This is a genomic window from Microbacterium resistens (assembly GCF_031456305.1).
In the GTDB taxonomy this organism is placed as follows: domain Bacteria; phylum Actinomycetota; class Actinomycetes; order Actinomycetales; family Microbacteriaceae; genus Microbacterium; species Microbacterium resistens_A.
On record NZ_JAVDUM010000015.1, the window covers coordinates 19,073 to 31,677 of the forward strand.

A 12,605-nucleotide genomic window follows, 5' to 3' on the forward strand; every position below is an offset into this window, starting at 1 on the left:
TCAGCCTTCCTGTGCCTGGTGCTTGCGGACGCCATCGACCCAGGTCTCCCACACCGGGATGCTGCCGATCGCCGCGCCCTCGGTCTCGATCGGGTCGGCGCCGAGCACGACGAAGTCGGCGCGCTTGCCGGGGGTCAGCGACCCGAGCTCGTTGTCGCGTCCGATCGACGCCGCGCCTTCCAGGGTGTGCGCGCGCAGAGCTTCCGCCGCGCTGATGCGCAGCGTGTCCGGGCCGAGCTTGTGTCCGCGGCGGGTGATGCGGGTGACGGCCGCCTGGATCGCCTCGAGGGGCAGCGGCTCCGCGACGGGCGCGTCCGAGGAGATCGTCACGGGCACGCCCGCCTCGACGAACTCCCCCAGAGGGTTGAACCGCTCGCCCGGTGTGCCGATGGCCTGTTCCACGCCCTCGCCCCAGTTGTAGTAGTGCTGGGTCTGGTTGACGGGGCGGATGCCGAGCTCGGCCATCCGGCGGATCTCCGCCGGATCGGGAAGACCGCAGTGCTCGATACGGTGCCGGGCGTCGGAATCGGGTCGCGCGATGAGCGCCTCCTCGACCGCGTCCACGACCATCCGGATCGCGGTCGGCGACTGGGCGTGGGTGGCGGTCTGCAGGCCCGCGAGGTGGGCCTTCCTCACGAGCGCGGAGTACTCGGCGGGCTCGTGATAGAGCTGCCCGGTGCGGCACGGGTCGCCGAGGTAGCCCTCGGGGAAGTACGCGGTCCAGCCGCCCAGCGTGCCGTCGGCGTAGAGCTTGATGCCGGCGGCCGAGAGGAACGCGTTGCCGAAGGGACCGGTCAGGCCGAGGTCGATCACCTGGTCGAGCAGGTGCGAGAGGAAGTACATCGACACCCGGACGTGCAGCGCTCCCCGGTCGGCGAGCAAGAGGTAGGCGGCGAACTCGCGCTGCGACACCTGTGCGTCCCCGATCGTCGTGACACCGCCGGCGAGGAACTCCCGCTGCACGGCGTCGAGCTGACGCTGGTGCTCGGCCGGCTCGTCGCCGAGGTGGAAGTTCGGGCCGTGATGGCCGACCTTCACGCCGTGCAGGCCGGTCAGCACGTTGCATGCCGCGTCGGACAGCTCGCCGGTCAGCTCGCCGTCGGCGTCGCGGAAGAACTCCCCGCCGTCCGGGTTCGGGGTGTCCCGCGTGATGCCGAACTTGTCCAGTGTGAAAGTGTTCACGACGCCGCCGTGGCCGGAAGCGTTCATGATGTACACCTCGCAGTCGGCGGCGATCTCATCCAGCTCGTTCCGGGTGGGATGCCGGCGCTCGACGAGGTTGCGCTGCTCGTAGCCGTAGCCGCGCAGCGGGGCGCCCTCGGGCAGCGTCGCCGCGCGCTCCCTCATCAGCTCGACGATCTCGGGGATGGACCCGGCCCGTGCAGGCCCGACGTCGACCCAGGTGAGCAGCTGCCCGTACATCAGCGGATGGGCATGCGCGTCGACGAACCCGGGGACGACCGTCCCGCCCGGATGATCGACGCGCTCGGGAGCGAGACCGGCCGCCTCGGCCGCCGCCTCGACGTCGGCGAGTGCGCCCACGGCGAGGATCCGGCCCCCTGCCGTGAGCATCGCCTCGGCCTCGGGCTGGGCCTCATCGACGGTGCGGATGTTCTTGGCCGTGATGATCGTCGCACCGGAGTCATGGGAGTCGTAGGTGGCCAGGCGGCGCATTGCTCAGCTCTTCTCTACGGTCGGGATCGCGGTGGTGCCGCGTGCGGTCAGCGATTCGGTGATCGGCGCGTTGTCGGAATGCTGGGGGGCGAAGAACGCGCCGAAGACGGCGAGCAGGCAGAGCAGGCCGAAGAACACGACGGCCGACCAGAAACTGCCGGTGGCCGCGATCAACGCCGTCGCGATGACCGGCGAGAGGCCTCCCCACACGGCGGCGCCGACGCCGTACGACAGCGACATGGACGTGTAGCGTGCCTGCGGGCGGAACATCTGGGCCATGAGCGTGGACAGCGGTGCCCACGCGCCGCTCAGCGTGATGCGCAACGCCGACGCCAATAGGTAGATCATCGCCACCTGCTCGTTCTGGATCACGAGCACGAGCGGCACGAACACCGCGATCGATCCCACCGCGCCGAAGTAGATGAGCGTCTTGCTCCCCCATTTGTCGCCGAGCCAGGCCAGCGGCAGGGTGACGAGCAGCTCCACCAAGGACGCGACGGTCATCGCACCGAGGATCACACTGGGATCCAGGCCGATCTCGGGTGCGGTCGCGAAGTTCTGCACGAAGGTCGTAGCGATCACATAACCACCGGACGACATCGCGATGATGCAGAAGCCGAGCAGCATCGGCCACCAGTTGTTGCGGATCGCGAACACGATCGGCGTGGACTGCTTCTGACCCTCGATCGTCGCCTCGAAAACCGGCGTCTCCTCGACGCGGTAGCGCACCCAGAAGCCGACGCCGATCAGCACGATGCTGAACAGGAACGGGATGCGCCAGCCCCAGGCGACCATGGCATCGTCGCCGGCCGCGGAGAGCGCCCAGAACGCGCCGGTCGCCAGCATCGCCCCGAACGGGTTGCCGACCTGCGTGAAGCCGCCATAGAACACCTTGTACTTCGGGGGCGCGCTTTCCACCGACATCAGACTGGCGCCGCCCCACTCACCGCCGACGGCGAGGCCCTGCACCATGCGCAGGAGCACCAGCAGGATCGGCGCAGCGACGCCGATCGTCGCGTATCCGGGCAGGCAGCCGACCAACACGGTGGCGACGCCCATCATCAGCAGCGTGATGGTGAGCGCCGGCTTGCGGCCGAACTTGTCGCCGATGTAGCCGAAGATGATCCCGCCGAGCGGACGCATGAAGAAGGCGACGGCATATGTGCCGAAGGAGGCAAGGGTGCCCACGACCCGATCCACCTCAGGGAAGAACACCTGGGGGAAGACCAGCGCGGCGGCGGTGGCATAGACGTAGAAGTCGTACCACTCGATGGAGGTGCCGGCCATGGCGGCGAAGCCGGCACGGAGGGCCCGTCGGTGCGAATGCGCCGGCGGCGGGGCGATCGAGGCGGACATACAGGGCTCCTTTGCTCTGTGGGGAGAGGAAGGTCGATGGAGGTTCGGTCGGTCCGGACGTGGGGTAGGCGTCCATGGGATTGTGCCGACTATAGGACCGTCCGAAAGCAGATGCTTGGCATCGGAACGGGATGGACCGCGCATCTGCGGTACTCTGGCGACAATCTGTAGACAGATGCTGGAAATATCAGTGATCTGACCGATGATCTGTCGTTCCGATCCGCAGATTCGGGTATTTCACGCATCCGACGAATCACCCCCTTGGAGGCACGACCATCGCCGACAGCCCCGCATCCCGCCGACCGGACCGCGACGTCAGCTATCTCGACGGACAGCTGATCCACGCGCTGCAGGAGAACGGCCGGGCGAGCATCCAGGAGCTCGCGGAGCTGCTGCACGCACCTCGCGACTACGTCTCGCAGCGCCTGCGCCTTCTGGTCGAACGCGACGGTCTGCGCGTGGTCGCGGCTCTCGATCCCGGGTTCGTCGGTCATCACGTCCTGGTGCACGCCATGGTGAGCACGACCGGCCCCGCGCGAGAGGTCGCCACACGGATCGCGGAGGTCGACGACGCCGTCTTCGTGTCGCTCGTCAGCGGCTCCCATCCGCTGGTGTTCGAGTCCCGCCACGGCAATGACGAGCAGCTGCACGCGATGCTCGACCATGTGCGCCGCATCCCGACCGTGCGGCAGGTGCAGGTCACCACGTACGGCGAGGTCCTCCGCGGCTTCTTCGTCGCCGACTCCCGCAGAGAGATCGCGTTGGACGATCTGGATCACCGCTTGATCGCCGCGCTGCAGATCGACGGACGGGCGAGCTACCGGGAGCTTGCGGAGGCTGTGCATCTCTCGCCGTCCTCGGTCCGCTCCCGTGTGCGACGGCTCATCGAGGCCGGTCTTATCCGCATCTCCGCGATACCCTCCGGCGGCGTCTCACGCAATCGTGTGGCGGTCGGCGTCGGCATCATCCTCGGCGACGACGCCGAACCTGTCCGCCGGTACCTCGTCGACTCCCCCGCCATCGACTTCGCGGCACGCTCGCACGGGAGCTATGACTTCGTGGCCACGATCGGCGGCTCCTCGGCCGTCGACGTGCTGGAGGTGATCGAACAGCTCCGCGCGCTGCCGCCGGTCAGCGGCCTGGAGAGCTGGACGCACCTCGACGTCGTCAAGGAGGACTACGCGGGATCCCGGTAGGAGCAGGGAGGAATCAGCATTCGTATCCCGAGTCAGCGCCGGGGCGTCCAGCCCGTCGGCAGCGGACCGTCGCCGGCCGCACGCTCCCGGTCGGCGACGGCAGACCAGCCCTGTGCCGCGTCCACGGTCTCGAAGCCGCCCCTCGCCAGGCGCAGGCCGACGTCCTCATGGTGCATCCGTGGAGCCCCTCCGCGTCGGGAGGAGGCCCTGGCGCTCCACGCCTCGTCGGCGAAGCCCCCTCCTCGGAACACGCGGTACTCGCCGTAGCGAGCGGGATCGAGGAAGTCCCAGCACCACTCCCAGACGTTCCCGAGCGTGTCGAAGAGGCCGTTCAGATTGGGCATCTTGCCCCCGACGTCCTGCGGGGAGGAGACGCCGTCCGCCGTGGTCCACGCGACCTCACGGAGGGGCCCGTAGTGCGGTCCGGTGGATCCTGCGCGGCAGGCGTACTCCCACTCCGCCTCCGTGGGCAGGCGGTAGCCGTCCGCATCGACGGCCCAGCTCACCTCCTCCCCCTCGAAGCGGTAGACGGGGTCGAGCCCCTCCCACTCGGACGCGGCGTTGCAGATCCGGATGGCACGCAGCCAGGAGACGTCCGCGGCGGGGCGACGCGGATGGTGCGACGTGACGCCCAGCAACTCGGCCAACTGTTCCTCGGTGACCGGGTACACCCCGATCTCGAACGGCTCCAGCTCGACGCTCCAGCGCCTCTCGGCTCGGGCATCGTGCAGTTCCACCGTTCCTCCCGGGAGAGAGGCCATGCTGAAGTCGTCCACGTCCGCACTGTAGCGCGTCGCCGGGGCTCCCTCCTCCGATGTCGGTGGCCGTCGGTAGCGTCGGTCCATGCCCAAGACCATCTTCTACACCGCGTCCACGCTCAACGGCTTCCTCGCCGACCCGGAGGACTCGCTCGCCTGGCTGTTCGAGGTGCCGCAGGAGGAGGTCACCGGCGACATCGAGGCCTTCACCGCCGGCATCGGCGTCCTGGTGGAGGGATCGGCCACCTACGAATGGACCGTGCGGGAGAACGGGCTGCTCGCCGAGCCCGACCGCTGGACGGAGTACTACGGCGACCGGCCGACCTACGTGTTCACATCCAGGCAGCTTCCCCTCGTCCCGGACGCTGATGTGCGGTTCGTCTCGGGGTCGGTCGCCGATCACTACGCCGAGATCGCGGAGGCGGCGGGTGACCGCGACATCTGGTTGGTCGGTGGCGGCGATCTGGTCGGGCAGTTCGCCGACGCGGGTCTGCTCGACGAAGTGATCGTGACCTTCGCGCCGGCGACCCTGGCCGCGGGGAAGCCGCTCCTCCCCCGCGCCCTCGGGGCGGATCGGCTGACGCTCACGGGTGTCCGGCAGATCGGCCCCTATGCAGAGCTGTCCTACCGCGTCTCTCCCGCGGGATCCGTGGACTCCACTGCCGTCACAGACTCCACGGACGGCTGAGCGTCGGACGCGGAGGGGGCTTCTCGGCGCGCGGCCCCGCGGGTGGAGCCGTCCTCTCCCCCGACCCGACGCACCGCGAACACCCGGAGGAAGAACTGACACAGCGGCCCGACGAGGAGCGCGAAGGCGACAGTACCGACGCCGACCGTCCCGCCGAGCAGCCAGCCGACGAGGACGACGCTCACCTCGATGGCGGTGCGCACCGCCCAGATCGGATAGCCGAGCCGTCGGTGCAGACCGGTCATCAACCCGTCCCGAGGCCCCGGTCCGAAGTCTGCACCGATGTAGAGCCCCGTCGCGCCCGCGAGGATGACCAGCCCGAGCACGAAGAAGAGCACCTGCAGCCACAGCTGGTCCGCGGCGGGGATCACCTGGAAGCCGATATCGGCGGACGGGCCGACGCACAGTGCGTTGAGCAGCGTGCCGATTCCCGGACGCTGCCGGATCGGTATCCACAGGAGCAGGACGACGCCGCTGATGACGATGGTGATCACGCCGAAGCTCAGCGGCACATGGTGTGAGATGCCCTGGGTCAGGACGTCCCAGGGCGCGGCGCCCAGGCCGCCCCGCACGATGAAGGCGATGCCGATGCCGTAGAGGAAGAGGCCGACGATCAGCTGCGTCCAGCGCCGCACCAGACGCCGAGACGTGAGCCGCGATGCGGTCACGCCGTGTCCTGAACGGCCCGAGGCGCCACGTCCGTCCACACAGGGTGCTTCGGCTGGCGCCCGTCACCGGAGGAGCGCCCCGTGAGGCGGCGGACCACCCAGGGCGCGACATGGGCGCGGTAGTACTGCCAGGATCCGACATTCCCCGCAAGCACGCTCGTGCTCGGCTTCCACCAGGAGTCCGGCACGTCGAGTCCGAGCGCGTCGAGCACGCGAGCTGCGACACGATGATGGCCGTGCGCGTTCATGTGCAGGCGGTCCTCCGCCCAGTACGGCGACGAGCTCAGCTCGCGATCCGGCCAGTTGAGGGCTCGGACCACGTCGGGACGATCCTGAATCCTGCGGAGGACGGCGGCCGAGAGCTCATCGCCTCGCCGCTGGACGAGATCGCCCAGCGGAAGCTGTCCGGCCGGGTTCGCCCCGGACAGCACGATGAGAGTGGTCCCCATCTCGTCACAGCGGCGCAGCACACGCGAGAAGGCGTCCGCGATGTGCTCGATATCAGCGCGGGGCCGCAGCATGTCGTTGCCGCCGGCGTTGAAGGACAGGTGCGTGGGACCAAGAGCGAGCGCGGGTTCGAGCTGCTCCTCGACGACGGGCCAGGCGAGCTTCCCCCGTATCGCGAAGTTGGCGTAGGAGATCGACGAGCCGAGAGCATCCGCCCAGCCCTGTGCCGCAAGATCCGCCCAGCCTCTGACGCGCCCGTCGGGGAGCTCGTCCCCGACACCCTCCGTGAAGGAGTCTCCGATGGCGACGTAGCGGACCGCGGTCATCACTCCAGCCTAGGCCTCGCCGCGACCTGCTCGTCTCACCGGTCGGCGAGCAGCTTCCTCACGCGCGGGATGACCTCGGTGCCGTAGAGCTCGATGCTCCGCATCATCGCTTCGTGGGAGAGCGTGCCCGTCGCGTACTTCATGTCGAATCGGCCGAGGCCGAGCGTCGTCACCGTCTCGGCGATCTTCGCCGCGACCCGCTCGGGAGAGCCGACATAGAGCGAGCCTGCGGGACCGACGTCGTTCTGGAACCGCGCGCGGCTGTACGGCGGCCATCCGCGTTCCCGGCCGATCGTGTTGTTCATCGCCTCGAACCCCTCGTACGCGGCGTCCCACGCCTCGTCATCGGTCGCGGCGATGTGGCCCGGGGAGTGCACGGACACGGGATGCGCTGCGGTCCCGAACGTCGTGACGGAGCGGTGGTACAGGTCGACGAGCGGGCGGAACCGCGCCGCAGGTCCGCCGATGATCGCCAGCATGAGCCCGAGCCCGTGACGGGCCACGCGAACGACCGACTCCGGTGTGCCGCCGACCCCGACCCAGGTGCGCAGGCCTCCTGCCGTCTTCGGGAAGACCTCGGCGTTCTCCAGCGGAGCCCGCAGCGTCCCCTGCCAGGTCACCGGCTCCTCGTCCAGAAGCCGGACGAAGAGGTCCAGCTTCTCCTCGAAGAGCTGCTCGTAGTCGTTCAGGTCGTAGCCGAACAGGGGGAACGACTCGATGAACGACCCTCGGCCGAGAACCACCTCGGCACGGCCGTTCGAGAGCGCATCGAGTGTCGAGAACCGCTCGAAGACGCGCACCGGATCGTCCGACGAGAGCACAGTGACCGCAGTGCCGAGGCGAATGCGCGACGTCTTCGCCGCGATGGCCGCGAGCACCATCTCCGGGCTCGACACCGCGAACTCACGACGGTGGTGCTCGCCCACCCCGAAGAAGTCGACGCCGACGCCATCGGCGAGCTCCGCCTCGGCGACGATGTTGCGAATCGTCTCCGCGGCGGTCAGCAGCTCGCCGTCGACGCCACGCGTGACGTCTCCGAACGTGTCCAGTCCGAACTCCAGCTCCATGGGAGATCCTTTCTATTCACCTGAATGAACCAGGAACCCGGAGCGGGAATTCCCTCAGCGCAGCAACGCCGCCCGGAGGGTGTCCAGACCCACCCCGCCCATGTCGAGCGCCCGCTTGTGGAACTCCTTGATTGAGAACGCCTCGCCGCGCGCGGCCGCGTAGTCGTCGCGGACCTGCTCCCAGATGCGCTGCCCGACCTTGTAGGACGGCGCCTGCCCCGGCCATCCGAGATAGCGGTTCACCTCGAACTGACGGAAGCCGTCGTTCATGTTCACGTTCTGCCGCATCATCTCAAGGGCGTAGTCGTGATCCCAGACGCCCTCCCCGTCGAGACGTGGCTTGCCGAGGTGCACGCCGATGTCGAGGACCACACGGAGCGCGCGCAGTCGCTGCCCGTCGAGCATCCCGAACCGATCGGCAGGATCATCGAGGTAGCCGAGCTGCTCCATGAGCCGTTCCGCGTACAGCGCCCAACCCTCTGCATGGCCGGACGTGCCGGCCAGCACCCGGCGCCAGGTGTTCAGCTCGGCGCGGTTGTAGGTGGCCTGCGCGATCTGCAGGTGATGCCCGGGAACTCCCTCGTGATAGACCGTGGTCAGCTCGCGCCAGGTGTCGAACTCGGTCACGCCCTCGGGAACGGACCACCACATCCGGCCGGGACGTGAGAAGTCATCGGTCGGACCGGTGTAGTAGATGCCGCCCTCCTGGGTCGGCGCGATCATGCACTCCAGCTCCCGGATCTGCTCCGGGATGTCGAAGTGCGTGGCGCCGAGCTCGGCGATCGCCCGGTCGCTGGTCTCCTGCATCCAACGCTGCAGCGCGTCGGTGCCGACGAGCCGGCGCGAGGAATCGGCGTCCAGGAACGCGACGGCATCCTCCACGGAGCCGCCGGGGACGATCTCCTGGGCGATCGATGTCTGCTCCGCGACCATCCGCGCGAGCTCCTCGCGCCCCCACTCGTAGGTCTCGTCGAGGTCGATGGACGCGCCGAGGAAACGGCGCGAGGCCAGTGCGTAGAGCTCACGACCGACGGCATCCTGGTCGCCGGCGACCGGCGCCAGCTCCGTGCTCAGGAACGATCGCAGCTCGTCGTACGCCACCCGCGCCGCCGAGGAGTGATCGGCCAGATCCCGGGCGAGCGATGCGGGGAGCTGGCCTTCGGCCGGAGCCGCATCCGCGACGAACGAGGCGAAGAAGCCGTCATCCGCCGTGTAGCGGGCGATCTGCGTCGCCACCTCGATCACCTGGCGTCGAGCGGGGACGACGCCCCGGCCGATGCCCTCTCTCAGGGTGGCGACGTAGCCGCGGAGCGCATCCGGGACCGCCGCGAGGCGCTCTGCGACGACCGCCCAGTCGTCCGTGGTCTCGGTCGGCATCAGGTCGAACGCCTGACGCACGTCCTGCGCGGCCGAGGCGATGACGTTCAGGTCGCGGAGGTGCCACTGCGCCTCGTCGAACTCGAGGGACAGCCGGAGCTCGGCTCCCAGATCCGCCTTCGTGACGTCGTCCACAGCGTCCACCGGCTCCAGGGCATCGAGCGCGGCGAGCGTGCGCCTCGTCTCCTCCACCTGATGGGCGTGCCCCTCCGGGCTCAGGTCGTCGAGGCGACCGTTCGCCTCATTGCGGCCGATGTAGGTGGCCAGGATGGGCGAGAAGCCGACGAGGGAGTCGACCCACCCCTCCGCCACCTGATCGATGGCGCTGGGGGTGCGGGGTTCGGGGGTGTGGGAGGTCATGGATTCGAGCGTAGCGCGCGTCAGTGCGCGGCCTCATTCCAATCCGCGCCACGTCCGACCTGGACATCGAGCGGCACCGACAACTCGGCGGCGCCCCCCATCCGGTCCCGGACGATCCGCTCCACCGTGTCCCACTCCCCTGCTGCGACCTCCACGACGAGCTCATCGTGGATCTGCAGGAGGACGCGCGACCGCAGATCCTGCGCGAGCAGGTCCTGGTGGATCCGGAAGAGCGCGATCTTCATGATGTCCGCCGCGCTGCCCTGGATCGGGGCGTTGAGCGCCGCTCGCTCCGCGTTCTCACGCAGCACCCGGTTGGGGCTCGCGAGGTCCGGGAACGGCCGCCGCCGTCCGAAGATCGTCTCGGTGTAGCCGACCTCCTTCGCGGCGACGACCGACGCACGCAGATAGTCGCGCACCGCACCGAACCGGGAGAAGTACTCCAGCATGAGCTGCTTGGCCTCGGCCTGCTCGATCCGCAGCTGCTTGGAGAGCCCGAACGCGCTCAGCCCGTAGACGAGACCGTACGACATCGCCTTCACCTTGGTGCGCATGACGGAGGTGACCTCCTCCGGCTCGACGCCGAAGACCCTGGCGCCGACGAAGCGGTGCAGGTCCTCCCCCGACCGGAACGCCTCGATCAGCCCCTCATCGCCGGACAGGTGCGCCATGATCCGCATCTCGATCTGGGAGTAGTCGGCCGTGAGAAGCGCCTCGTACCCCTCACCGACCTCGAAGGCCGCACGAATGCGCCGCGACTCCTCGGTGCGGACCGGGATGTTCTGGAGGTTCGGATCCGTGCTGGAGAGGCGGCCGGTCTGACTGCCGGTCTGCACGTACGTCGTGTGAACGCGATGGTCGTCGCGGATCGACGAATCGAGGGACTCGATGATCTGCCGCAGCTTGGTGGCCTCCCGATGCTGGAGCAGGAGCCCCAGGAACGGGTGGGGATTGGTCTCCTGCAGGTCGACGAGGACGGCGGCATCCGTGGAGTAGCCGGTCTTCGTCTTGCGGGTCTTCGGGAGCTCCAGATCCTCGAAGAGGACCTCCTGCAGCTGCTTCGGCGAGCCGAGGTTCACCTCACGGCCGATGATCCCGAAAGCTTCCTGGGCGATGCGGTCCGCCCGCTCTCCGAGCTCTCGGGAGAAGCCGGAGAGCTTCTCGTGCGAGACGGAGACGCCGGCCAGCTCCATGTCGGCCAGCGTACCCAGCGTCGGCAGCTCGATCTCCCGCAGCACCCGGTCGACGTTCTCGGGAAGATCAGCGCGCAGCGCCGCGGTGACGCGAGCGGTGAACCAGGCGAGCTGCGCGGGCGTCGCCCCCTCGGTCTCGGGGACGAGCTGGCTCGGATCGGCCTCGGGCAGCTTCTCGCCGAGGTAGCGGTCGACCAGGTCGGCCAGGGTCTTGTCCGGGAAGCTCGGACGCAGCAGCCAGCCGGCGAGGCTCGTGTCATAGGCGAGACCGTCCACGCGGATGCCCGCGTTCCGCAGCGCCTTGAGCTGGGGCTTCGCATCGTGGAACGTCTTGGGCGAGGACGACTCCAGCCAGGCACGGAGACTCACCCCGGCCTCCTCGCTCCAGGTCGCCTCGACAAGATCGTCGCCGGAGGCGAGCCCCACCCGCTGCGGATGCCCCTCGGAGACGGTGACCGTCAGTCCGATCTCACCCTCCGCGGCATCGATCCACTCGCCGAGGCCCTTCGCATCGACCTCGCGCGCGGCGGGCACCGCGACCTGCGCGGCCTCCTCCTCCAGCACCGCGTCGCCGCCGACGGCCTCGAAGACGCGCGGAAGCAGGGTACGGAACTCCAGGCGCGCGAAGATGTCGCGCACCGCCTGTGCGTCCATCGACTCGACGGCGAGGTCGTCCGGACCCACCGGGAGCTCCACGTCGCGGAGGAGACGGTTGAGCCGGCGATTGCGGCGCACGTCCTCGATGTGCTCCCGGAGGTTGCCGCCGACGACGCCCTTGATCTCCTCCGCACGATCGAGGAGCTCGTCGAGCGACCCGAACTGCGTCAGCCACTTCACCGCCGTCTTCTCCCCCACCTTCGGCACGCCGGGGAGGTTGTCGCTCGTCTCACCGACCAGCGCCGCGATGTCGGGATACTGCTCGGGACGCACGCCGTAGCGCTCCTGAACCGCCTCGGGGTCGTACCGCTTGAGCTGCGAGACGCCCTGGACGGAGGGATAGAGCAGCGTGATGTCGTCGGTGACGAGCTGGATGGTGTCTCGGTCGCCGGAGACGACCAGGACTCCGTACCCCTTCTCTGCGCCCTGCGTTGCCAGGGTCGCGAGGATGTCGTCGGCCTCGACAGTCTCCTTCGTGAGCACGGGGATCGACATCGCGGCGAGGCAGTCCTGCAGGAGCGGGATCTGGCCGCGGAACTCCTGCGGCGTCTCCGAGCGGGTCGCCTTGTACTCGGGGTACACATCGGTGCGGAAGGAGTGACGGGAGGTGTCGAACGCGATCGCCAGATGCGTGGGGCGCTCGGCTTTGATGAGGTTCACGAGCATCGACAGGAAGCCGTAGATCGCGTTGGTGTGCTGATTGTCCTTGGTCGTGAAGTTCTCGACCGGGAGGGCGAAGAACGCCCGGTAGGCGAGCGAATGGCCGTCCACGACCATGAGGGTAGGCTTTGCGGAGTCCGTCACCATGCCAGCCTAACGAGGACGACGGACACGCGCG

The 12,605-nt window shown here is 68.8% G+C and carries 10 protein-coding genes; 2 read left to right on the plus strand and 8 right to left on the minus strand.

The features are described from left to right. Together J2Y69_RS15475 and J2Y69_RS15480 are read right to left on the minus strand one after the other, a co-directional pair. Nucleotides 1-1,674 carry an amidohydrolase gene (locus J2Y69_RS15475; RefSeq protein ID WP_310022387.1) on the minus strand — a complete coding sequence of 558 codons (1,674 nt, stop codon included), beginning with the start codon at nucleotides 1,672-1,674 and terminating at the stop codon, nucleotides 1-3. A gap of 3 nt (nucleotides 1,675-1,677) precedes the next feature. Continuing rightward, the gene (locus tag J2Y69_RS15480) at nucleotides 1,678-3,030 is read right to left on the minus strand and encodes an MFS transporter (RefSeq protein WP_310022389.1); all 1,353 of its coding nucleotides are present in this window, start codon (nucleotides 3,028-3,030) and stop codon (nucleotides 1,678-1,680) included. Between the two features lie 335 nt (nucleotides 3,031-3,365). Here J2Y69_RS15480 and J2Y69_RS15485 point away from each other — a divergent pair, with 335 nt between their 5' ends. Then, a complete protein-coding gene (locus J2Y69_RS15485; RefSeq protein ID WP_310022563.1) occupies nucleotides 3,366-4,226 on the plus strand; it encodes an Lrp/AsnC family transcriptional regulator in 861 nt (286 codons plus the stop codon). A 32-nt stretch (nucleotides 4,227-4,258) separates the two neighbouring features. Here the strand turns inward: J2Y69_RS15485 and J2Y69_RS15490 are convergent, their stop codons facing one another. After that, nucleotides 4,259-4,987 carry a formylglycine-generating enzyme family protein gene (locus J2Y69_RS15490; RefSeq protein ID WP_396653118.1) on the minus strand — a complete coding sequence of 243 codons (729 nt, stop codon included), beginning with the start codon at nucleotides 4,985-4,987 and terminating at the stop codon, nucleotides 4,259-4,261. Nucleotides 4,988-5,069: 82 nt separating this feature from the next. On the opposite strand from J2Y69_RS15490, the gene J2Y69_RS15495 reads away from it, so the two are divergent. After that, the gene (locus tag J2Y69_RS15495) at nucleotides 5,070-5,672 is read left to right on the plus strand and encodes a dihydrofolate reductase family protein (protein ID WP_310022392.1); all 603 of its coding nucleotides are present in this window, start codon (nucleotides 5,070-5,072) and stop codon (nucleotides 5,670-5,672) included. On the opposite strand, the gene yczE is transcribed toward J2Y69_RS15495, so the two are convergent. Genes yczE through polA form a run of 5 tightly spaced genes read right to left on the minus strand, consistent with a single transcriptional unit; the run spans nucleotide 5,609 to nucleotide 12,571 of the window. Then, nucleotides 5,609-6,340, minus strand: coding sequence for a membrane protein YczE (gene yczE / locus J2Y69_RS15500; protein WP_310022393.1), 732 nt, complete (start codon nucleotides 6,338-6,340; stop codon nucleotides 5,609-5,611). The genes J2Y69_RS15495 and yczE overlap by 64 nt on opposite strands. Further along, on the minus strand, nucleotides 6,337-7,113 hold the full coding sequence (locus J2Y69_RS15505; protein WP_310022395.1) for an SGNH/GDSL hydrolase family protein: 777 nt from the start codon (nucleotides 7,111-7,113) through the stop codon (nucleotides 6,337-6,339). Before J2Y69_RS15505 ends, yczE begins: the two co-directional genes overlap by 4 nt. Nucleotides 7,114-7,148: 35 nt before the next feature. Then, nucleotides 7,149-8,180, minus strand: coding sequence for an LLM class flavin-dependent oxidoreductase (locus tag J2Y69_RS15510; protein ID WP_310022397.1), 1,032 nt, complete (start codon nucleotides 8,178-8,180; stop codon nucleotides 7,149-7,151). Nucleotides 8,181-8,234: 54 nt separating this feature from the next. Continuing rightward, nucleotides 8,235-9,917: a DUF885 domain-containing protein gene (locus J2Y69_RS15515; protein ID WP_310022399.1), complete on the minus strand. Its 1,683-nt coding sequence runs from the start codon at nucleotides 9,915-9,917 to the stop codon at nucleotides 8,235-8,237. Nucleotides 9,918-9,937: 20 nt separating this feature from the next. Continuing rightward, complete coding sequence (gene polA, locus J2Y69_RS15520; RefSeq protein WP_310022401.1) at nucleotides 9,938-12,571, minus strand: DNA polymerase I; 2,634 nt, start codon at nucleotides 12,569-12,571, stop codon at nucleotides 9,938-9,940. Between the last annotated feature and the right edge of the window lie 34 nt (nucleotides 12,572-12,605).